The organism is Pseudomonas sp. R4-39-08, from assembly GCF_003852275.1.
In the GTDB taxonomy this organism is placed as follows: Bacteria; Pseudomonadota; Gammaproteobacteria; order Pseudomonadales; family Pseudomonadaceae; genus Aquipseudomonas.
Genome location: NZ_CP027733.1, coordinates 1,515,150 through 1,536,139 on the forward strand (window position 1 = coordinate 1,515,150; position 20,990 = coordinate 1,536,139).

Here is a 20,990-nt window from a genome sequence, read left to right on the forward strand (position 1 = left end):
ACCGTGACTGGATGCTAAAGGGCGAAGCTTTCACTAACCTTTCAGTTGCCTTTCAATGTTTTCGGGCTTCACAGGGCAGGTTGCGCCTGTAAACTGCCCGCCAAAGCGTGGCGTCGCCCACGCCTGCACGAGGTAGAAATTCATGCGTGTCCTTCTGGTTGAAGACCATTTGCAACTCGCCGAAAGTGTCGCCCAAGCGCTCAAGAGCATAGGGTTGACCGTCGACGTGTTGCACGATGGCGTGGCTGCGGACCTGGCGTTGAGCAGCGAGGAATACGCGGCGGCGATCCTTGATGTGGGGCTGCCGCGCATGGATGGTTTCGAAGTGTTGGCACGCTTGCGCGCCCGTGGAAAAAATTTGCCGGTGTTGATGCTCACGGCACGCAGCGATGTAAAAGACCGCGTGCATGGCTTGAACCTGGGCGCCGACGATTACCTCGCCAAACCGTTTGAACTGACGGAACTGGAAGCGCGGGTCAAGGCGCTGCTACGGCGCAGCGTATTGGGCGGCGAGCGCCAGCAGGCGTGCGGCGTGCTGGTGTACGACCTCGATACTCGGCGCTTCACGGCCGGTGGCGAACTGCTGACGCTGACCTCGCGCGAGCAAGCGGTGCTCGAGGCGCTCATCGCCCGGCCTGGCCGCGTGATGAGCAAGGAGCAACTGGCCTCCCAGGTGTTCGGTCTCGACGAAGAAGCCAGCCCGGACGCTATCGAAATTTATGTGCACCGCCTGCGCAAGAAACTCGACGGCCAGCCTATCGCCATTGTCACCTTCCGTGGCCTTGGCTACCTGCTGGAAGCCCGCGATGCATAAGCCCAGCAGCCTGCGCTGGCGCCTGCTGTGGAACCTCGCGCTGTTGCTGGTGCTGCTGATGCTCGCCAGTGGCATGAGTGCCTACTGGAACGGGCGCGAAGCGGCCGACACCGCCTATGACCGCACGCTGCTGGCCTCGGCGCGCACCATTGCCGCCGGCTTGACCCAGGTGGACGGCACGCTCAGTGCCAACGTGCCCTACGTGGCCCTGGACACCTTTGCCTACGACAGCGCCGGGCGTATCTATTACCAGGTCAACGACATCAACCAGAAGCTGATATCGGGTTATGAAAACCTTCCTGGCCCGCCGCCCGGCACCCCGCGTACGGATGATTACCCAGCCTTGGCGCGGTTCTACGACGCCGTGTATCAGGGCCAGCCGGTGCGCGTGGTGAGCCTGCTCAAGGCCGTCTCCGAGCCGAACATGAATGGCATGGCGGAGATCCGTGTCGCAGAAACTGACGAAGCCCGGGTCGCCATGGCCCGAAGCCTGATGGCCGACACCTTGTTGCGCCTGGGCATGCTTGCCATTGGCGCGCTGTTGCTGGTGTGGTTTGCCGTCAGCGCGGCGCTGCGCCCGTTGGAGCGCCTGCGCACGGCGGTGGAAGAACGCCAGCCCGACGACTTGCGGCCCTTGCCGCTGGTAGAGGTGCAGGATGAGTTCGGCCCGCTGGTGCGTTCCCTCAACCATTTCACCGAACGCTTGCGCGGCCAGTTCGAACGCCAGGCGCAGTTCATTGCCGACGCCGCCCACGAGTTGCGTACGCCGCTGGCCGCGCTCAAGGCCCGCCTGGAACTGGGCCTGCGCGCCGAAGACCCGGCCACGTGGCGCACCACCCTGGAAACCGCCGCCCAGGGCACCGACCGCCTCACGCACCTGGCTAATCAGTTGCTGTCCCTGGCACGCATCGAAAATGGTGCCAGGGCCATCGCCGAAGGCGGCGCGCAGTTGCTCGACCTCAGCCAATTGGCCCGAGAGCTGGGCATGGCCATGGCGCCATTGGCCCACGCGCGAGGCGTTGCCTTGGCGCTGGAAGCAGACGAGCCGGTGTGGCTGCGCGGCGAACCGACGCTGCTCAATGAGTTGCTGAGCAACCTGGTGGACAATGCGCTGGCGCACACACCACCGGGCGGCAACGTGATTTTGCGGGTGACGTCGCCAGCGGTGCTCGAAGTCGAAGACGACGGCCCCGGTATCCCGCTGGATGAGCGGGACCGGGTATTCGAGCGATTTTATCGGCGCAGCCAGCAGGGGATGGGGTCGGGCCTGGGGCTGGCGATTGTCGGGGAGATCTGCCGTGCGCACCTGGCGCAGATCAGCCTGCACGATGGCGACTCGGCGGGGTTGAAAGTGCGCGTGAGTTTTATCGCCGGGGATCAGTAGAACATCGAACGTGCTTCATCCAGCTCGGTGCGCAAAGTCTCGCTATAGGGGTCAATCCGCAGCTTCTTCACCGCCGGTACACCCGCCATATCGACGTTCGCCAGTGGGTGTCCGGTGTGGCGGTGACAGTAGAGCACGGCGACCTGCACCACATCGATGTAATCGAGCTGGGCGCCGTCGCGTTCCAGGTTCAGGTACTGGCCGGGTAGTTTTGCCAGCATTTCGGGGAAGTCCCAGCCGCTGAGCAGCTTGTCGCCCAATACCGGATGGATGCTGTCGATCACGTGGTTGAGGCTGACCGGGTCGGACAGCAGCTCGTAATGGTCTTCGGCATAGGTGAGGATCGGCAGCACCCCGATCTGGTGCACCAGGCCGCCCAGGGCCGCCTGGTCCGGCTTGAGTTGGCTATGCCGACGACACAAGGCATAGCTGACGCCCGCGACCTCCAGGCTGCGGCGCCACACTTCGCGCATTTTCTGTTCGACCACCTCGGAGCGGGCGTGAAAGATCTGCTCCATGACCAGGCCGATGGCCAGGTTGCTGCTGTAATTGGTGCCGAGCCGCGTGATGGCGGTGTGCAGGTCGGTAACTTCCTGAGTTGCTCTGAGCAACGGGCTATTGACCACTTTGATCAGGCGCGCCGACAGGGCGGTATCGCGACTGATCACTTTACTCAAGTGGCTGATGCTGATCTCCGGGTCTTCGGCGGCCTGACGAATTTTCAGGGCCACCTCCGGTAATGTCGGCAGAACCAGGTCATCGTTGTCGATGGCCTTCATCAAAGCCTGTTGGACTTTTTCCGCCAGCTCGTTCATTCATACTCTCTAGGGTGTTGCAAAAAAAGTACGGCGGTTAACGCTGGATCTCACGATCGCGGTCCAGCGCGTAGGGCAGGTCAAGCAGCCGCAGGCCCGGGCCTTCCAGGCTGCCTAAGCGTACGTCGCCATTATCGGCAGCTTCGGCTTGCAGCACGGCGAGAAGTTCAATGGACTGACCCGCTTTTGCCGCGATGACCACTTCGCCGATCGAACTGTTATGGCTCGGGGAAAACAGTGCGGTGCCTGGCTCGGGTAATTCGGTCGCAGCCAGACTCAGGCGGTACAGGCGGCGTTTGAGTTTGCCCAGGTACTGCATGCGCGCGACGATTTCCTGGCCGGTGTAGCAGCCTTTCTTGAAGCTGACGCCGCCCACAGCCTGCAGGTTGAGCATCTGCGGGATGAACAGTTCGCGGGTCTGCGGCATCACCTGGCCGATGCCGGCGCGGACCTGGCCCAGCAGCCATTCATTCAGCTCGGCTTGCGGCAGGCTTGCCGCCAACTGGCTGCGCAGGCCTTCGGCGTGTTCGGCGGGTGCCCAGAGTTCAGCGCGGTCGGGCGACACGCGGATGGCGATCAACGTCTCGGTGCGCGCCACGCTGTCGGTCTCGACCGGCAACGCCAGGCCCAGCGCGGCCAGCGCCTGGTCGGCATGCGCCAGGCCGAAACGCACCCAGGCGGCGCTTTCATCGGTGAGTTTGGATTTGGAGAACACTGCGTATTTCTTCAGGTCCGCCAATTGCGGCTCGAGCAGTTCGCTGGCCATGGCCAGGAGCACGCCGTCACCTTGTAGCAGGATGCGAAAACTTGACTGCATCCGGCCTTTTTGCGTGCAGCGCGCGCCCAGGCTGGCCTGGGTGTCACTCAGGTAATTGAGGTTGCAGGTCAGTTGGCCCTGCAGGAATTTGGCAGCGTCCGCGCCGCGGACGGCGAGAACGCCTTCGTGGGACAGCGAGCAGAAGAAAGCAGAGTCGGCCATGGGTCATCGCAGGTCAAAAAGTCATGGGTGCATCATAGAGGGGCGCCCGGCAAATGCATAGTTTCCATGGGGCGCGACCAAAGCCGGCTGTCTCGGTGCCGTCGGGCCTGTATACTTGCGCTCTATTTGAGGAGCGTTCCATGGTCGAAGATGTAGAAATCAATCGCCTCTACTGGCACAGCCGTCGCGGCATGCTGGAACTGGACGTGTTGCTGGTGCCTTTCACCAAAGAAGTCTACGCGACGCTCAACAAGGTAGATCGCGACCTTTACGTACGGCTGCTGGAATGCGAAGACCAGGACATGTTCGGCTGGTTCATGGAGCGCGCCGAATCGGAAGACGCGGAACTGCAACGCATGGTTCGGATGATCCTGGACCGTGTCCAGCCCAAGTAATCGTTTTGAATGCCGCTGGCAGGCCTCACGGCTGTTGCTGGCGGCGTATCTGATTGCGCAACTGTTTGCACTGGGTGCCTGCCTGGTAGTCGATCTGCCGTTCGCATCCCTTGGCATGCTGGCGTGCCTGATCCACGCCGCCTGGGTGTTGCCGCGGCATGTGTTGCTGACTCACCGCTCGTCGATTCGGGGCTTGCGCCGCGATGAGGATGGCTGGCAGTTGTTCGGCGCCGAGCGCGGCTGGCACAGCGTGCAGTTGCGGCCTGACAGCCTGGCGCTGCCGCTGGTCGTGGTGCTGCGCTATCGTGTGCAAGGTGAACGATGGGTGCGCTCGACGTGCGTGCCTCACGACGCGCAGACCGCCGATATGCACCGGCGCCTGCGCGTACGCTTGAAGTTCAGTCGCCGTAGGTGGCTGGCACCAGAATAGTGTCGCGGGCCTCAGGCAGCATCTGCGGGTAGTCGAGGGTGTAATGCAGCCCTCGGCTTTCCTTGCGCGCCATGGCCGAGCGGATCATCAACTCGGCGACTTGGGCCAGGTTGCGTAATTCGATCAGGTCGCGGCTGACTTTATAGTTGCTGTAGAACTCGTCGATCTCATCCAGCAGCAAACGCACCCGGTGCTGTGCCCGTTGCAGGCGCTTGTTGGTGCGCACGATCCCCACGTAGTCCCACATGAAGCGCCGCAGCTCGTCCCAGTTGTGCGCGATGATCACGTCTTCGTCCGAATCCGTCACCTGGCTGGCATCCCAGCGCGGCAGGGCGGCCGGCACCGCGATGCGCGGCAGTTGTTCGAGGATGTCCGCCGCCGCCGAGCGCGCATATACAAAGCATTCGAGCAGCGAGTTGCTGGCCATGCGGTTGGCGCCGTGCAGGCCGGTGAAACTGGTTTCGCCAATGGCGTACAGGCCGGGCACGTCGGTGCGGCCATGCTGGTCGACCATCACGCCGCCGCAGGTGTAATGCGCGGCAGGTACGACCGGGATCGGGCCTTTGGTGATGTCGATGTTGAAGGTCAGGCAGCGTTCATAGACGGTGGGGAAGTGCGTCTTGATGAAGGCTTCGGGTTTGTGGCTGATGTCCAGGTAGACGCAGTCGATGCCCAGGCGCTTCATCTCATGGTCGATGGCGCGGGCGACGATGTCGCGCGGTGCCAGCTCGGCGCGCGGGTCGAAGCGTTGCATGAAGCGTTCGCCATTGGGCAGCTTCAAGTGCGCACCTTCCCCGCGCAACGCCTCGGTGATCAGGAAACTCTTGGCCTGGGGGTGGTACAGGCAAGTGGGGTGGAACTGGTTGAATTCCAGGTTCGCCACCCGGCAGCCCGAGCGCCAGGCCATGGCGATGCCGTCGCCGCAGGCCCCGTCGGGGTTGCTGGTATAGAGGTAGACCTTGGCCGCGCCACCTGAGGCAAGGATGGTGAAGCGCGCGCCGTAGGTGTCGACTTCGCCGCTGGTGCGGTTGAGCACATAGGCGCCGAGGCAGCGCTCGCCGGGAAGGCCCAGGCGTTTTTCGGTGATCAGGTCGACGGCGACTCGCTGCTCCAGCAATTCGATGTTGGGGCGTTGGCGCGCCTGGTCGAGCAAGGTCCTGAAAATGGCGGCGCCGGTGGCGTCGGCGGCATGGATGATGCGGCGGTGGCTGTGGCCGCCCTCACGGGTCAGATGGAACTCGAAGCCGCCGTCATCGCTGCCCGCATGCTCATCACGGGTAAAGGGCACGCCCTGGTCGATCAGCCATTGGATTGCCTCGCGACTATGCTCGACGGTGAAGCGCACCGCGTCTTCATTGCACAGGCCGCCGCCGGCATTGAGGGTGTCTTCGACATGGGACTGTACGGTGTCGGTGTCGTCCAGTACGGCGGCGACGCCGCCCTGTGCCCAGAATGTCGAACCGTTGGCCAGGTCGCCTTTGCTCAGTACGGCTATACGCAGATGGCTGGGGAGGGTCAGTGCCAGGCTCAGGCCGGCGGCGCCGCTGCCGATCACCAGGACATCGTGTTGAAACTGTTGGCTCATTGAATGGATTCCGCAAAAAGCGATCCGAAGAGGAGGCGCAAGCAGGACGCCTGGATCGGCGAATCAAAGGGGCACACGGACCACTAGTATATAGAGGGGTGGAGCGGCACAATAGCCAGGCATTCGTGGCATTGTGAGATTACGGTGCACAGCACCCGGTTAAACAGCCAGTCAGCGAGCGGGAACTTTTTGCATAAGCCCCGACTCAATAGCAGGTTGCCCGAAAGCTGGGAAAAAACGTTGTGTTTATTGGCCCGTCGGGAGCATTGGACGCGTCAGAAGACCGACGAAAAGATTATTCGCGCAGCCGGCGTTGCCTGAGCTGCGTTTTTCGTGTGTGCCAAATCAGTGCGTGCCGGAAACTTGCTTGAAGGGGGAGAACTTTTGCGAAAAGCCCGAGTCTATGTTTGCAAGCCTGATCGATTAGTTATGCAAGCCTCCTTCGAGTACAACGAGGAGTGTTCATGCTAACCCAGGAAGAGGATCAGCAGCTGGTCGAGCGCGTACAACGCGGCGACAAGCGCGCATTTGATCTGCTAGTGCTGAAATATCAGCACAAAATTCTCGGGTTGATCGTGCGGTTTGTGCACGACACCCATGAAGCGCAGGACGTTGCACAGGAAGCCTTTATCAAGGCGTACCGTGCACTGGGCAATTTCCGCGGTGATAGTGCGTTTTATACGTGGCTATATCGCATCGCCATTAACACGGCGAAGAACTATCTGGTGTCTCGCGGCCGCCGCCCACCAGACAGTGATGTCAGTTCAGAAGATGCTGAATTCTATGATGGTGATCACGGCCTCAAAGATCTCGAGTCGCCGGAGCGTGCGTTGCTGCGCGACGAAATCGAGGGAACCGTTCATCGAACAATTCAGCAACTGCCAGAAGATTTACGTACGGCGTTAACTTTACGTGAATTCGATGGTCTGAGTTACGAAGACATTGCGAGCGTCATGCAATGTCCGGTGGGGACTGTAAGGTCACGGATTTTCCGGGCCCGGGAAGCCATCGACAAAGCCTTGCAACCGTTGTTGCAGGAAAACTAAAGACAGCGGCGACAGCCAAGAGAGGAACCGCCATGAGTCGTGATGCCCTGCAGGAATCGCTGTCCGCAGTGATGGATAACGAAGCGGATGAACTGGAACTTCGTCGAGTGCTCAATGCATTTGATGATGCCCAAACCCGTGACACCTGGTCTCGTTACCAAGTCGCTCGGGCGGTGATGCACAAGGATCTTCTAATCCCTCGTCTGGATATTGCTGCGGCCGTTTCTGCCGCGTTGGCCGATGAAGCCGTTCCGGCAAAAGCTGCTCGTGGTCCATGGCGTAGCCTGGGTCGTCTGGCAGTCGCTGCCTCGGTGACCGTCGCCGTACTGGCCGGTGTTCGTCTGTACAACCAGGACGAAATAGCCGGTGCCGAGCTGGCCCAGCAGACTCAGCAACCGGTCATGGCCGGTCCGCAAGTCAAAGGCCCGGCTGTACTGGCTGGCTACAAGGAAAGCTCTGATACCGCCGGCCCTATGGCTAACGGTGTGCTTCAGGGGCAATCCGGCTGGCAGGACCAGCGTCTCCCAGGCTACCTGCGTCAACATGCACAGGAAGCGGCTGGCAAGAACGCTGAAAGTGCTCTGCCATACGCTCGCGCAGCAAGCCTGGAAAACCGCTGAACCGCTAAGGAGCCCTATGCGCGCCATACCGCTCCTTACGCTTTTGTTCAGTAGTTGGTTTGCACTACCCGCCCATGCCGATGAAGCCCAAGACTGGCTGACTCGACTTGGGCGTGCGGAGCGGCAGCAAAGCTTTCAAGGTACGTTCATTTACGAGCGTAACGGCAGTTTTTCTACCTACGATATCTGGCACCTTGTTCAGAACGGTCAGGTCCGGGAGCGGCTTCTGCAGCTCGATGGCTCTGCCCAGGAAGTCGTGCGGGTAGAAGGTCATACTCAGTGCGTCAGCGGCACCCTTGTCGCCGGCCTGGGTAATTCCCGTGACAGTGCGTCACGTTCGCTGAACCCGCAAAAACTCAATCAATTCTACGAGCTGGCCGTTATCGGCAAATCTCGCGTGGCCGGTCGTAATGCAATTATTGTTTCGATCACCCCGCGCGACCCTTACCGCTATGGTTTCGAGCTGCACCTGGATCGTGAAACCGCGTTACCCCTCAAGTCGTTGCTACTCAGCGAGAAGGGGCAACTGCTGGAGCGTTTTCAGTTTGTTCGATTGAATACGTCAGCCGCTCCCGTTGATCGAGACTTGCAGCCCAGCAGCGAATGCACGCCTGTTGCGATTGGCCGCAGCGAGACATCGCAAACGTCCGCATCCAACGCGTGGCACCTGGACTGGTTGCCGCCTGGGTTTGAGCTGAGCAGCACTGCATCGCGCAAAGACCCCCAGACAAAATCCACCCTAGACAGCTTGATGTACGATGATGGGCTTGCACGTTTCTCGGTATTTCTTGAACCCACCGACGGCGCAAGTGTGTCGGAAACCCGCACTCAGCTTGGGCCTACGGTTGCGGTGTCGCGGCATGTGAATACGGTGGACGGGCAGATGATGGTGACGGTTGTCGGGGAAATCCCAATCGGCACCGCCGAGCGCATCGCGTTGTCGGTTCGCGGTGAAAAGGCCGCAGCCAATCCGTGAGTCGTTAATCCAGTGTTCATCCTGATCTTTCACCCTGCTGCCATGCTAGGGTGCCTGTCGAGAGCATGAAATGTCTGGATCAGCATTTTCACTTGCAAAAAATCCTTATGTTTTTTATAGGTCAGGGCTTCTCGGCCCTTGCCTTGTTTTGTTCGCGGAACAAAAAATGCCGGGAGCGGTTTCCGGCTTTTTTTGAACCCTGTCGCTCAACCCTGCTCGTCGTAACGGGAGCTGTATGTCGATACCACGTTTGAAGTCTTACCTATCCATAGTCGCCACGGTGCTGGTGCTGGGTCAGGCCGTGCCCGCGCAAGCGGTCGAGCTGCCTGATTTCACCCAACTGGTGGAGCAGGCCTCGCCTGCGGTGGTGAACATCAGTACTACGCAGAAATTGCCGGATCGCAAAGTTTCGAACCAGCAGATGCCCGACCTGGAAGGCTTGCCGCCGATGCTGCGCGAGTTTTTCGAGCGAGGCATGCCGCAACCACGCAGCCCGCGCGGTGGTGGCGGTGGCCAGCGCGAAGCGCAGTCCCTGGGCTCCGGTTTCATCATTTCGCCCGACGGCTATATCCTCACCAATAACCACGTGATTGCCGATGCTGACGAGATCCTCGTGCGCCTGGCCGATCGCAGTGAGTTGAAAGCCAAGCTGGTCGGCACCGACCCGCGTTCCGACGTGGCCTTGCTGAAAATCGAAGGCAAAGACTTGCCGGTGCTTAAACTGGGTAAATCCCAGGACCTGAAAGCGGGCCAGTGGGTGGTAGCGATCGGGTCGCCGTTCGGTTTTGACCACACTGTCACCCAGGGCATTGTCAGCGCCATCGGCCGCAGCCTGCCCAATGAAAACTATGTGCCGTTCATCCAGACCGACGTGCCGATCAACCCGGGCAACTCCGGTGGTCCGCTGTTCAACCTGGCCGGCGAAGTAGTCGGTATCAATTCGCAGATCTACACCCGTTCCGGTGGTTTCATGGGCGTGTCTTTCGCGATTCCGATCGACGTGGCCATGGACGTCTCCAATCAGTTGAAGGCCGGTGGCAAAGTGAGTCGCGGTTGGCTGGGCGTGGTGATCCAGGAAGTGAACAAGGACCTCGCTGAGTCTTTCGGTCTCGATAAACCGGCGGGTGCACTGGTCGCGCAGATCCAGGACGACGGCCCGGCTGCCAAGGGCGGCCTGCGGGTTGGCGACGTGATCCTGAGCATGAACGGCCAGCCAATCATCATGTCGGCCGACTTGCCGCATCTGGTCGGCGCACTCAAGGCGGGCAGCAAAGCCAAGCTGGAAGTGATTCGTGACGGCAAGCGCCAGAATGTCGAGCTCACCGTGGGGGCAATCCCGGAAGAGGGCGCGACCCTGGATGCCCTGGGTAACGCCAAGCCAGGCGCCGAGCGCAGCAGCAACCGCTTGGGCATTGCCGTGGTTGAGCTGACTGCCGAGCAGAAGAAAACCTTCGATCTCAAGAGCGGTGTCGTGATCAAGGAAGTACAGGACGGTCCAGCCGCCTTGATCGGCCTGCAACCGGGCGATGTGATCACCCACCTGAACAATCAGGCGATCGATACCACCAAGGAATTCGCCGACATCGCCAAGGCATTGCCGAAGAATCGTTCGGTGTCGATGCGCGTGCTGCGTCAGGGGCGCGCCAGCTTCATCACCTTCAAGCTGGCCGAGTAACCTTTCAGCCCAATAAAAAGCCCCGCCATCGGTGAATGATGGCGGGGCTTTTTTGTGGGCGATGGGTTTAGCTCATCATCCCTTTCACCAGGCGTTCCTGTTCGATCAACTCACGCTGGCGTGCATCGATGCGCGAGGACAGTGGAAAATTATTGCCTGCGCGGCGCTTGGCAAAGTCCAGTTGCTGGATGGCTTGCTGGAAGTCGCCCACCAACGCGAAATATTCGGCGCGAGCCTGGTGCAGGCCGATGATATTGCCCGACAAACCACGGGTCTCGGCGACCTGATACCACACGTCCGGATCATCCGGGCGGGACTTGAGCAAGCCATCCAGGGCTTTCTCTGCATCAGCGGTGCGATTCTGCTTGAGCAGCAGATCTACGCGTACCTGGTTCAGCGGGTAGTTGCTGGGGTACTGGGCAAGCATGCGGTCAGTGCGTTGTTGTGCGTCTGGCATGCGATTGCTGGTGATGTCCAGCTCGATCTGCGCCAGGTTGTAGGTGATGTCGTTGGGCGCTTTGGCCAGCAGCGGTGCCAGGCTCTCCCGTGCTTCCTTGAGCTGGGTGCCCTTGATCTGGGCGATGGCCAAGCCATAACGCGCCACATCGTTCTTCGGATTCTCGTCCAACTGGGCCTGGAAGCGCTTGGCGGCGAGGCCTGGCGTGTCTTCGTACTTCAATTGCACCCGAGCGCGGATTAACTGATAGCGCAGGCTGTCTTCCTTTCCGCCGGGTTTGGCCTGCTCGGCGCGGTTGCGGGTGTCGGCGATCCGCGATTCCGTCACCGGGTGCGTCAACAGGAATTCCGGCGGCTTCGCGTCGAAGCGGTACTGGCGCATCAGGCGCTCGAACATGGTAGGCATGGAGCGCGGGTCGTAGCCGGCTTTCTCCAGGTTGAGGATGCCGATACGGTCGGCCTCCTGTTCATTCTGCCTGGAGAATCGACGCTGCTCCTGGATCGCGGCGGCCTGGGAGCCGGCAATCGCGGCAATGCCTGCATCGCCAGCGCCGGCTGCGGCAGCAATGATGCCGCCGAGCAGGGCAGCCATCATCGGGATCTGCATGCGCGACTGCGCTTCCACGCCTCGAGCAAAGTGGCGCTGGGACAAATGCGCCAATTCGTGGGCCAGCACCGATGCGTATTCACCTTCGGTCTGGGCATTGAGGAACAAGCCGCCATTGACCCCGACGATCCCGCCGGGTGCGGCGAAGGCGTTGAGTTGTGGGCTGTTGATCAGGATGAATTCCAGGCGCCGGTCATTGACCTGGCTGGTCTCCACCAGCTTGTACACGCTGGTTTCGACGTAGTCCTTGAGCTGCGGGTCGTTGAGTTGCGAGACCTGCCCGCGCAGGTAGGCCAGCCAGGCGCGGCCCAGTTGATATTCCTGTTGCGGCGAGACAATGGCAGAACTGGCGTCGCCAAGTGAGGGCAGCTCGTCAGCGAAGGCCGGGGAGGCCAGCAGGCAGGCCAGCGTCAGCAGGGTAGGGCGCAGGAAAGTCATGCACAAAGCCTTTCGACAAAGAGCTTACTGTAGCCGGACACTGAGCTTCGGACCAGATATTCTAAGCAGCTCAAATGTTTGCCTGGAGTAACACCATGACCGACGCTGTAGCCTTTGACGCCGAACTCGACGCCAGCGGCCTCAACTGTCCGCTGCCCTTGCTCAAGGCCAAGATGGAACTCAATCGACTGGCCAGCGGGGCTGTACTCAAAGTGACCGCCACGGACGCAGGCTCCCAGCGCGACTTCCGCACCTTTGCCAAGCTGGCGGGCCACACGCTGGTCCAGGAAGAAGAAGCGGCAGGTGTGTACCGTTATTGGTTGCGCAAAGCCTGATGGCTTTATTGGCTGAAGATCAGCTCTTGTTCAGCGCCTGCGCCGCCGCCAAGACCGCGTCCACATGCCCTGGCACTTTCACGCCGCGCCATTCCTGACGGAGCACACCTTCGCTGTCGATCAGAAAGGTGCTGCGATCCACGCCCAGGTATTCCTTGCCGTACAGCTTCTTCAGCTTGATCACATCAAACAGCTGGCACACCGCTTCGTCCTTGTCACTGATCAGCTCGAACGGAAACGCCTGCTTACTCTTGAAGTTCTCATGGGACTTCACGCTGTCGCGCGACACGCCAAACACTTCGGTATTGGCGGCCTGGAACGCGGCGTATTGGTCGCGGAAACCCTGGCCTTCGGTGGTGCAGCCTGGGGTGCTGTCTTTCGGATAGAAATAGAGCACCACTTGCTTGCCCTTGAGGGCCGCAAGGCTGAAGGTTTGGCCGCTTGTGGCCTGGGCTTCGAAGTCGGCGACGGGTGTGTCGATGGCTACCGGCATGGGCAAGTCCTTACATGGGGTTCTGTGGGCGCCAAGGCTCGATCAGGGCGTCAAGGTTCAGGGCGTCGGCGAAATCCAGGAACTGGTCGCGTAGCCAACTGATCTGCACGCCGGCCGGCAAGGTCACGGTGAAGGTGGCGTTGAGCATGGTGCCGCCGGTTTGTGGCGCCTGGTAGGTGTCGCAGGTCAGGTTCTCCAACTCGACGTTATGGTCGATAAAGAACTGGCACAGCTCGTTGACGATGTCCGAGCGGTAGGCCGAGCTGACATACGCCACGTAAGGCAGGGCCTGCGGGCGATTTTCCAGGGCTGCGCTGCGCACCACGTTAACGGTGAAGTCGTGCTTCTTGGCCAGGCCAGGCAGGCCGGTCTCCAGGCGCGCCAAGGCGTCCCAACTGCCGGAAATCTGCAGCACCAGCGCACTGCATTCGCCATGGCGGGTCAGGCGCGAGGTCACGACGGCGCAGCGGTTTTCATGGCTGGCGCGGCACAGGACGTTGGTCAGCTCCATGGGGTTGGCGCCGAGGGCACTGATAACAAGGAATTGTTCGCGAACTGTGGGGGTGGACATGCAGCCTTCCTAAAGCGATGAGCGGTCGATACCGTCAGAGCTGTATCGATCAAAGGATGAAGGGTAGCGAAAACCATCGCCAAGGGCTAGGAGGTGGCGTTTTCATTACCTGAACGGCGTGCTTCACGCGGTGCTTTGGCCCAATGATGGCATTGCCCGTCGTTTAGTTACGCCAGAACGCATCCTCGCACGGTACTTCGCTTGTACAAGCATCTTGGCGCCAGTACCATTACGGCTCTCTTTTTCCGGCAGGAGCGGTTGCATGATTGCGGGCAGTATGGTGGCACTGGTCACACCCATGGATGCACAAGGTCATCTCGACTGGGACAGCCTGGGCAAACTGGTGGACTTCCACCTGCAAGAAGGCACCAATGCCATCGTAGCGGTCGGCACCACAGGTGAATCGGCCACCCTCGATGTGGAAGAACACATCCAGGTGATCGAGTTCGTGGTCAAGCGCGTTGCGGGCCGAATCGCCGTGATCGCCGGTACCGGCGCCAACTCGACGCGTGAAGCAATCGAGCTGACAAAAAACGCCAAGAAGGCCGGCGCCGATGCGTGCCTGCTGGTGACTCCGTATTACAACAAGCCGACTCAGGAAGGCCTGTACCAGCACTTTCGCACCATTGCCGAAGCTGTCGACATCCCGCAGATCCTCTACAACGTACCCGGCCGCACTGCGTGCGATATGAAAGCCGAGACGGTGATCCGCCTGTCCACCGTGCCGAACATCATCGGTATCAAGGAAGCCACCGGCGACCTGCAGCGCGCCAAGGACATCCTGGCCGGCGTGAGCAGCGATTTCCTGGTGTATTCCGGTGACGACGCCACCGCTGTCGAGCTAATCCTGCTGGGCGGCAAGGGCAACATTTCCGTGACCGCCAACGTCGCCCCGCGCGCCATGAGCGAAATGTGCGCCGCCGCCATTGCCGGTGACGCCACGACCGCACGTGCGATCCACGAGAAGCTGATGCCGCTCAACAAAACACTGTTTATCGAATCCAACCCTATTCCCGTGAAGTGGGCGCTGTTTGAGATGGGCCTGATGCCGGACGGTATCCGTCTGCCGCTCACCCGGCTCAGCGAAGCCTGTCACGAACCGCTGCGACAGGCCCTGCGCCAGTCCGGCGTCCTGGTTTAATTGAGGAAGCACTACGCATGAAGCGATTGGCCGGACTTTCCGCACTTGCCTTGATTATCTCCAGCACCAGTGGCTGCGGTTGGGTATGGGGCCCGGAAGGCTACTTCCGTGACCGCGGCAGCGATTACCTGGAAGCGCAAGCAACCAAACCGATGCAACTGCCGCCTGACGTGAGCGTCGCCAAGCGCCTCGACCCGCTGCTGCCGATTCCACGCAATGTCGCCGACGACACCGTCAAGGGCGAATACGTGGTGCCACGCCCGCAACCGATCACGGCGGTGGCCGATGCCAGCGACTACAGCCTGCAGAAGAGCGGCGACAACCGCTGGATCGTGGCTCAGCGCCCACCCGCCGAAGTCTGGCCGGTGGCCGTGCAGTTCTTTCAGGACAACGGTTTTCGTCTCGACCAACAGCGTCCGCAGACCGGTGAGTTCACCACGGCCTGGCAGCGCGGCAGCGAGCTCTCCGCCAACATGGCCCAGCGTCTGCAGGCCAGTGGTGTAGCCGCCGATAACGAAGCCCGTGTGCGTGTGCGCATCGAGCCTGGCGTGCAACGCAATACCAGTGAAGTCTATGTGGTCAGCGCCGAGCGTCCTGCCGGCAGCACCGCCAACGTCGATTTCACCAACCGCTCGGTCAATACCGGTGTCGACGCCGCGCTGGTCGACGAGATGCTGGCCAGCATGAGTCGTATCTCCGAGAAGGGCGGCTCGGTTTCCCTGCTCGCCGCACGCGATTACGACACACCGAGCCGCGTCAGCCTTACCGAAGATGGTAGCGGCAACGTGGTGCTGAACCTGGGTGAAGACCTGGATCGTGCCTGGGCCAGCGTCGGTCGCGCGTTGGAGCAGGGTCCTTGGCGCGTTGAAGACATCAACCGCAGCCTGGGCCTGTACTACATCAACGTGGCTGAAAAGGCCGAGAAAAAGGACGACGAGCCAGGTTTCTTCGGCAAATTGTTCGGCAGCCAGCCGACCAAGGAAGAAGTCGAGACCCGCGCCGAGCGTTACCAGGTTCGTTTGAGCAAGGTTGGCGAGAGCGTACAAGTCACGGTCGAGAAGAACATCAACACTGTCGCGCCAGCTGAAACAGCGCGCAAAGTGTTGGGCGTGATTCAGGACAACCTGGGCTGATCCGATGCGTTTTGCTGTTCTCGGTAGCGGTAGCCAAGGGAACGGCACGCTGGTCGCCCACGACGACACGTACGTACTGGTGGATTGTGGTTTCTCGTTAAGAGAAACCGAGCGGCGCCTGCTGCGCCTGGGGGTTCACCCCGCGCAGCTGAGCGCGATTCTAGTGACCCACGAACATGCCGATCACGTGCATGGCGTGGGTTTGCTGTCTCGGCGCTACAATCTTCCGGTGTACTTGAGTCGCGGCACGTTGCGCGGGATGCGCAAACCCGTTGAACCCGCAGGTTTCCTGGCGGGAGGCGAGCAACTGCAGATCGGTGCCCTGAGCATCAGTGTTGTCGCGGTCGCTCACGATGCCCAGGAACCCACGCAATATGTATTCAGTGACGGCGAGCGGCGCTTCGGTGTGCTCACCGACCTGGGTTCCTACTGCGCCAAGGTGCTGGACGGTTACCGCGACCTCGATGCCTTGATGATCGAGTCCAATCACTGCCGAGACCTGCTGGCTCGCGGTCATTACCCCTACTTTCTCAAGCAGCGGGTGGGCGGCGAACTGGGACATTTGAACAACCATCAGGCGGCGTACCTGGTGTATGAGTTGGGCTGGCAAGACCTGCAACACCTGGTCCTGGCCCACCTGAGCAGCAAGAACAACCTGCCGACGCTTGCCCGGCAATGTTTTGTCGACACCCTCGGGTGCGACCCGGACTGGCTGCAACTGGCCGATCAAGATTCAGGGCTCGACTGGCGACATATCGCCTAGCCCACCTCACTCAAAGCGGAGCCCATCATGGAAAAACGTGAAGAACTCTACCGCGGCAAAGCCAAGTCGGTATACAAGACCGACGACGCCAACCGCCTGATCCTGCTGTTTCGCAACGACACCTCGGCGTTCGACGGTAAGCGCATCGAGCAGCTTGATCGCAAGGGGATGGTGAACAACAAGTTCAACGCTTTCATCATGCAGAAACTCGAAGAGGCCGGCATTCCGACCCAATTCGACAAATTGCTGGGCGACAACGAGTGCCTGGTCAAGAAGCTCGACATGATCCCGGTCGAATGCGTCGTGCGTAACTACGCTGCCGGCAGCCTGGTCAAACGCCTGGGCGTGGAAGAGGGCCTCAAGCTCAATCCCTACACCTTCGAACTGTTCCTGAAGGACGACGCCAAGGGCGACCCGTTCATCAACGAATCCCACGTCGTGGCCTTCGGCTGGGGCACTGCTGAACAATTGGCGCGCATGAAAGAGTTGTCCCTCAAGGTCAACGACGTGCTGAGCAAACTGTTCGACGACGCCGGCCTCTTGCTGGTGGACTTCAAACTCGAATTCGGCGTGTTCCACGACGGCTCCATCGTCCTGGGCGACGAATTCAGCCCTGACGGCTGCCGCCTGTGGGACAAGGACACCAAGAAGAAGATGGACAAAGACCGCTTCCGCCAGGGCCTCGGTGATGTTATCGAAGCCTACGAAGAAGTCGCCAAGCGTCTCGGCGTACCGCTGTAATCGACGCAAGCATCTGATAGCACGGAAAAAAAACGCTTCGGCGCTTTGCTTCCACGAAACAGGCTGTTATGATGCGCGCCGTTGGAGAGATGCCAGAGTGGCCGAATGGGACGGATTCGAAATCCGTTGTACCTTCACCGGTACCTAGGGTTCGAATCCCTATCTCTCCGCCATTACATAAGAAAAGCCCCGCAGCTGAATAAGCTACGGGGCTTTTTCGTTTCCTATGGCTGTTCATGGCTGCTTCAGGGATTCGCTGCAATCGCACCTAGCGCCGGTCCAAGCGCTCAAACGCTTTCCGATAAGCCTGATCATGCTCACGTTTATCAACGGCGACCACAAACACAGTAATTTCCTGATCGATCACTTGATAGACCAGCCTGTACCCGCTGCTACGCAGTTTGATCTTGTAGCAGTCAGGCAGGCCATGCAGGCGGTTCGCGTCAATGTGTGGGTTGTTCAGGATTTTGACCAGCTTCTTCTTGAATTGCTGACGAAGGGTGTCGCCGAGTTTTTGCCATTCCTTCAATGCACGCGCATCAAAATCAAGGCTATAGATCATCTAAAGAAACCTTCACTCGTTGAGGCGACGCAAGGCGCTCACGCACGGTCGCTATCAAGGCTTCATCTTCTTCAGTCATCAGCACGGGCTTGAATGGCAGTTGGCCGCGCTCGGCTACATATTGCAGCGCCTGGCGTATCAGTTCGGAAGGCGTGACACCGAGTTTTTCCAGTTCAAGGTAGGCGCGAGCCTTAAGGTCGTCATCGATACGAATGTTGATAGAGGCCAAGGGATAACTCCTTATGTAATGACGTTCGTCATTACGATGGAGCAAGCGTGCTTCACTGGCAAGCCTCTCTGGACATACGGCAATCTCTCTCATTCATTGACCCTACTTCTTAGCCTTCGGCTTTGCCGGGGGCTTTTTATCCGTTTCCTTTACCGTTTCCCTTGGCCGTTTTTTTGCCTCTTGCTCTGTCACGTATTCACCTGTGACCGCATCGCGGTATCTCGTTGGCATATAAGCATCCTGTCAGTATGTCGCCACGGCGGCGACCTTTTGAGGCTAGCTCAGAGGCTTATGCACACAAGCCTCCCTGTGGGAATTCTCATTACCAAGCTTTTCCGAAACAGGTGCTTACGTTGTGCAGAGCCGGCAGTTTTCGAGCAGCGTTGCGTTGATTAATACTTGCCGCTGGAGCGAAAAAAGCCTGCTGAACTCACGCTCAGCAGGCTTTTTCGCGGTCTCAACCCGGTCAGGCAGGCTGCGCCACCAGGCTATTACTCACCTTGCGCCCCAGCACCAATACCGTCGCAAAACCACATCCCACCAACACCGTCGCCAGGCTCAACAACACCGAGCTACCCATCTGATCGACAATCCGCCCACCAAAGAACGAGCCCAGGGCAATGATCACCTGAAACAGCGCGACAAACAGTGGCATGCCGCGCTCCACGTCCTTGGGTGCCACGACGAACATCCAGATGCTGGCGCAGGCCGGGAACGCACCGAAGGCGAAGCCCCAGAGGGCGATCAGCATCGCGGCGCCGGTCATGCCGGTGGCGAAGTAGGGGAACAGCGCGGTGCTGGTGCCGATCATCAGCGCGACCAGCAGCAGGGTGTTGCGTACGCTGCGGTTGGCGGCGAAGCCGGCGAAGACGTTACCCATCACGCCCGCTACGCCATACAGCAGCAACAGTGAACCAATCGTCGGGCCGTCAAAGCCTGAACTGTTTTTGAAAAACGGCGCGACATAGGTGTACGCGGCAAAGTGTGCCAGGCCGATCAGCAGTACGGCGATCAACCCGACCCGAGCTTGTGGGTTGATAAACAAGGCCGGCAGGTCGCGGATCTGAATGGCTTTTTCCGGGGTGAGTCGGGGCAGCAGGAAAACCTGCGCCAGCAGCACCGGAATGCCCACCAGTGCGGTGACCAGGAAAGTCATGCGCCAGCCCATCAGGCCGCTGAGCCAGGTGCCGACCGGCACGCCCAATACGGTGGCCAGGGTCACGCCCATCATGATGATCGAGGTGGCTTTCGCAACGCCCACGCCCTTGGGCGCCAGCCTTCCGCTGAGCGCAATGGCCGTGGCCCAGAAGCCGCCAATGCTGATGCCGAGCAGTACACGCCCGAACAGCAACAGGCTGAAGTCACTGGCGAAGGCCACCACCGAGTTGGCGATGATCATCACCAACGTCAGGCCGATCAGCAGATAGCGACGGTCCATGGTGCCGATGCTGACCGACAGAAACGGCGCGGCTAGCGCGGCCATGATGCCGGGCAGAGTCACCATCAGCCCAGCGTGACCGGCGCTGATGCCCAGATCGCTGGCGACATCATTGAGCACGCCCACCGGCAGAAATTCGCTGGTCACCAAGGCGAATGCGCCCACGGCGACCGAAAGAATCGCCAGCCACTGCTGTTTGACACTTTGTTGGTTATGTTCGGGAAGCCCGCTAGGGGCCTGGCTCGCGCTTGGCATGGGATTGGGTTCCAACAGGAATGTCGCCTGAAGCCAGGCGGGGGAGGGAATTCGGAAGGGATTATAGGAAGCAGTGTGGGCAATCGGGCAGGCGCTCGTTTCGATAGTAATCATCAGTGCCATCGATGTGACGAGGCGTGCACTTATTCAATCAGCGAGAAGAAATACCAAGAGCCAGCTGACCCGTTTTCAGCAGGCTGTTTTATCCAGTGTTGGACGTTAACTCTCATCTCCCTGCAACAACGCCGTGTAGTCTTGCCCGCCGTAAAATATCCCCACTATCGATACCGTTTCGCAGCCAGCCCTCACCCTGAAAGCAATGAGGGTGGTGCGACGATAATGGGTGATGCGCAAGCCTGTCAGCAGGTCGTCACGACGCAAGCCACGCAAGGGAAACAGGGCAAGGCTTTCACAGTAGCTGACGAGATTGTCGATAAAACGCGCAGCCACAGGCGGGGAGCCGACATCGCTGATGTAGTCTTCGAGGGCATCGAGTTGCGCCAGGGCTTCAGGCGAAAAGACTACCGAGTAGCTCACGCTTTCCCTGTGCCTTTGCGCTGACGTTTGACTGCCATGTGTTCGCGGACCTGTTCAGCGGATAGCCCGAGCTCAGGCTCAGCCTCGAGGGCGGTCGCTGCCGGAATGACTTCATCCCTCAGCCAGTCGTCCATGGCGCGGTCACGTGCCAGCAGCACGCGCAGTCCGTCGCGAATCACTTCACTTTCGCTGGCATATTCGCCGGCAGCCACCTTGGCCTTGACCAGGGCAGCCATTTCAAGGGGCAACGTGATGCTCATTTGCTGGGTTGAGCGCATTTGGATGTCCGCCAGAGGTGAGTAGGATTCAATCCTACTTGACCATTGGCGCGATGCAAGAAGCAGCTGATCGATGCCGATATCCGGCGTCTCGTCGTCCATCCAGAAGTGATAGGTTTCCATGCGGTGTTGCCTCTCCCGTTGTGTAGGTAAGGCTGCAAGTATTGACCCGTTTTGGCGATTGCGTGGTCTGGGGACGCTGATAAGCTGCTGATATGTATGACTTCATATGTGTAACAGAGTTATCCCGGCCAGCCCGCCCGGCACGCATGGCATCCCACCGGCTCCCATACG

Annotated in this window: 24 protein-coding genes and 1 tRNA gene; 14 read left to right on the forward strand and 11 right to left on the reverse strand. The window is 60.1% G+C overall.

The genetic code is table 11. From position 1 onward, the window contains the following. Positions 1-142 precede the first annotated feature (142 nt). Together C4J88_RS06780 and C4J88_RS06785 are read left to right on the forward strand one after the other, a co-directional pair. On the forward strand, positions 143-814 hold the full coding sequence (locus C4J88_RS06780) for a response regulator (protein ID WP_124366210.1): 672 nt from the start codon (positions 143-145) through the stop codon (positions 812-814). After that, entirely contained in the window at positions 807-2,198 is a 1,392-nt protein-coding gene (locus C4J88_RS06785) for a sensor histidine kinase (RefSeq protein WP_124406529.1), read from the forward strand. The genes C4J88_RS06780 and C4J88_RS06785 overlap by 8 nt, the downstream gene beginning before the upstream one ends. Here the strand turns inward: C4J88_RS06785 and C4J88_RS06790 are convergent. Both C4J88_RS06790 and C4J88_RS06795 read right to left on the reverse strand, forming a co-directional pair. Next, positions 2,192-3,013, reverse strand: coding sequence for an HDOD domain-containing protein (locus tag C4J88_RS06790; protein WP_124366212.1), 822 nt, complete (start codon positions 3,011-3,013; stop codon positions 2,192-2,194). The genes C4J88_RS06785 and C4J88_RS06790 overlap by 7 nt on opposite strands. A 37-nt stretch (positions 3,014-3,050) precedes the next feature. Beyond that, positions 3,051-3,992, reverse strand: a complete 942-nt coding sequence (locus tag C4J88_RS06795; RefSeq protein ID WP_124406530.1) for a folate-binding protein YgfZ — start codon at positions 3,990-3,992, stop codon at positions 3,051-3,053. 140 nt (positions 3,993-4,132) lie between these two features. Here C4J88_RS06795 and C4J88_RS06800 point away from each other — a divergent pair, with 140 nt between their 5' ends. After that, positions 4,133-4,387 carry a succinate dehydrogenase assembly factor 2 gene (locus C4J88_RS06800; protein ID WP_124406531.1) on the forward strand — a complete coding sequence of 85 codons (255 nt, stop codon included), beginning with the start codon at positions 4,133-4,135 and terminating at the stop codon, positions 4,385-4,387. Further along, on the forward strand, positions 4,371-4,817 hold the full coding sequence (locus C4J88_RS06805) for a protein YgfX (RefSeq protein ID WP_124406532.1): 447 nt from the start codon (positions 4,371-4,373) through the stop codon (positions 4,815-4,817). The genes C4J88_RS06800 and C4J88_RS06805 overlap by 17 nt, the downstream gene beginning before the upstream one ends. On the opposite strand, the gene nadB is transcribed toward C4J88_RS06805, so the two are convergent. Continuing rightward, positions 4,786-6,402, reverse strand: coding sequence for an L-aspartate oxidase (nadB, locus tag C4J88_RS06810; protein WP_124361732.1), 1,617 nt, complete (start codon positions 6,400-6,402; stop codon positions 4,786-4,788). The genes C4J88_RS06805 and nadB overlap by 32 nt on opposite strands. Positions 6,403-6,866: 464 nt before the next feature. Between nadB and rpoE the strand changes: the two genes are divergently transcribed. The 4 genes from rpoE (at position 6,867) to C4J88_RS06830 (ending at position 10,719) form a co-directional block, all read left to right on the forward strand. Continuing rightward, complete coding sequence (gene rpoE, locus C4J88_RS06815) at positions 6,867-7,448, forward strand: RNA polymerase sigma factor RpoE (RefSeq protein WP_003172477.1); 582 nt, start codon at positions 6,867-6,869, stop codon at positions 7,446-7,448. 32 nt (positions 7,449-7,480) lie between these two features. Then, positions 7,481-8,068 carry a sigma-E factor negative regulatory protein gene (locus tag C4J88_RS06820; RefSeq protein ID WP_057723059.1) on the forward strand — a complete coding sequence of 196 codons (588 nt, stop codon included), beginning with the start codon at positions 7,481-7,483 and terminating at the stop codon, positions 8,066-8,068. 16 nt (positions 8,069-8,084) lie between these two features. Then, positions 8,085-9,044 carry a MucB/RseB C-terminal domain-containing protein gene (locus C4J88_RS06825; protein ID WP_124366215.1) on the forward strand — a complete coding sequence of 320 codons (960 nt, stop codon included), beginning with the start codon at positions 8,085-8,087 and terminating at the stop codon, positions 9,042-9,044. Positions 9,045-9,279: 235 nt separating this feature from the next. Beyond that, positions 9,280-10,719 (forward strand): DegQ family serine endoprotease, encoded by a 1,440-nt coding sequence (locus C4J88_RS06830; protein WP_124366216.1) that lies wholly within the window; start codon positions 9,280-9,282, stop codon positions 10,717-10,719. A 67-nt stretch (positions 10,720-10,786) separates the two neighbouring features. Here C4J88_RS06830 and C4J88_RS06835 read toward each other — a convergent pair whose 3' ends face one another. Continuing rightward, positions 10,787-12,220 carry a M48 family metalloprotease gene (locus tag C4J88_RS06835; RefSeq protein ID WP_124369958.1) on the reverse strand — a complete coding sequence of 478 codons (1,434 nt, stop codon included), beginning with the start codon at positions 12,218-12,220 and terminating at the stop codon, positions 10,787-10,789. Positions 12,221-12,315: 95 nt separating this feature from the next. On the opposite strand from C4J88_RS06835, the gene C4J88_RS06840 reads away from it, so the two are divergent. Beyond that, a complete protein-coding gene (locus tag C4J88_RS06840; RefSeq protein WP_124406533.1) occupies positions 12,316-12,555 on the forward strand; it encodes a sulfurtransferase TusA family protein in 240 nt (79 codons plus the stop codon). A 19-nt stretch (positions 12,556-12,574) separates the two neighbouring features. Here C4J88_RS06840 and C4J88_RS06845 read toward each other — a convergent pair whose 3' ends face one another. After that, positions 12,575-13,048, reverse strand: a complete 474-nt coding sequence (locus C4J88_RS06845; protein ID WP_124366219.1) for a peroxiredoxin — start codon at positions 13,046-13,048, stop codon at positions 12,575-12,577. A 10-nt stretch (positions 13,049-13,058) separates the two neighbouring features. Then, a complete protein-coding gene (locus C4J88_RS06850; RefSeq protein ID WP_003189463.1) occupies positions 13,059-13,619 on the reverse strand; it encodes a glycine cleavage system protein R in 561 nt (186 codons plus the stop codon). Positions 13,620-13,881: 262 nt separating this feature from the next. Here C4J88_RS06850 and dapA point away from each other — a divergent pair, with 262 nt between their 5' ends. The 5 genes from dapA to C4J88_RS06875 all read left to right on the forward strand — a co-directional run bounded on the left by dapA (position 13,882) and on the right by C4J88_RS06875 (position 17,570). Next, positions 13,882-14,760, forward strand: a complete 879-nt coding sequence (gene dapA, locus C4J88_RS06855; protein WP_124406534.1) for a 4-hydroxy-tetrahydrodipicolinate synthase — start codon at positions 13,882-13,884, stop codon at positions 14,758-14,760. 17 nt (positions 14,761-14,777) lie between these two features. Continuing rightward, positions 14,778-15,893 carry an outer membrane protein assembly factor BamC gene (gene bamC, locus C4J88_RS06860; protein ID WP_124361739.1) on the forward strand — a complete coding sequence of 372 codons (1,116 nt, stop codon included), beginning with the start codon at positions 14,778-14,780 and terminating at the stop codon, positions 15,891-15,893. A gap of 4 nt (positions 15,894-15,897) precedes the next feature. Next, positions 15,898-16,656, forward strand: coding sequence for an MBL fold metallo-hydrolase (locus C4J88_RS06865; protein WP_124369961.1), 759 nt, complete (start codon positions 15,898-15,900; stop codon positions 16,654-16,656). A 27-nt stretch (positions 16,657-16,683) separates the two neighbouring features. After that, positions 16,684-17,397, forward strand: a complete 714-nt coding sequence (purC, locus tag C4J88_RS06870; protein WP_048726015.1) for a phosphoribosylaminoimidazolesuccinocarboxamide synthase — start codon at positions 16,684-16,686, stop codon at positions 17,395-17,397. Positions 17,398-17,480: 83 nt separating this feature from the next. Continuing rightward, positions 17,481-17,570 (forward strand) — tRNA-Ser (locus tag C4J88_RS06875). A gap of 95 nt (positions 17,571-17,665) precedes the next feature. Here C4J88_RS06875 and C4J88_RS06880 read toward each other — a convergent pair. The 5 genes from C4J88_RS06880 to C4J88_RS06905 all read right to left on the reverse strand — a co-directional run bounded on the left by C4J88_RS06880 (position 17,666) and on the right by C4J88_RS06905 (position 20,696). Continuing rightward, a complete protein-coding gene (locus tag C4J88_RS06880; protein WP_124366221.1) occupies positions 17,666-17,959 on the reverse strand; it encodes a type II toxin-antitoxin system RelE/ParE family toxin in 294 nt (97 codons plus the stop codon). After that, positions 17,949-18,188 carry a type II toxin-antitoxin system RelB/DinJ family antitoxin gene (locus C4J88_RS06885; RefSeq protein WP_124366222.1) on the reverse strand — a complete coding sequence of 80 codons (240 nt, stop codon included), beginning with the start codon at positions 18,186-18,188 and terminating at the stop codon, positions 17,949-17,951. The genes C4J88_RS06880 and C4J88_RS06885 overlap by 11 nt, the downstream gene beginning before the upstream one ends. A 466-nt stretch (positions 18,189-18,654) precedes the next feature. After that, a complete protein-coding gene (locus C4J88_RS06895; protein ID WP_124406535.1) occupies positions 18,655-19,881 on the reverse strand; it encodes an MFS transporter in 1,227 nt (408 codons plus the stop codon). Between the two features lie 219 nt (positions 19,882-20,100). Beyond that, on the reverse strand, positions 20,101-20,418 hold the full coding sequence (locus C4J88_RS06900) for a type II toxin-antitoxin system RelE/ParE family toxin (RefSeq protein ID WP_124406536.1): 318 nt from the start codon (positions 20,416-20,418) through the stop codon (positions 20,101-20,103). Beyond that, positions 20,415-20,696 (reverse strand): type II toxin-antitoxin system ParD family antitoxin, encoded by a 282-nt coding sequence (locus tag C4J88_RS06905; RefSeq protein WP_177412808.1) that lies wholly within the window; start codon positions 20,694-20,696, stop codon positions 20,415-20,417. Before C4J88_RS06905 ends, C4J88_RS06900 begins: the two co-directional genes overlap by 4 nt. Positions 20,697-20,990 lie beyond the last annotated feature (294 nt).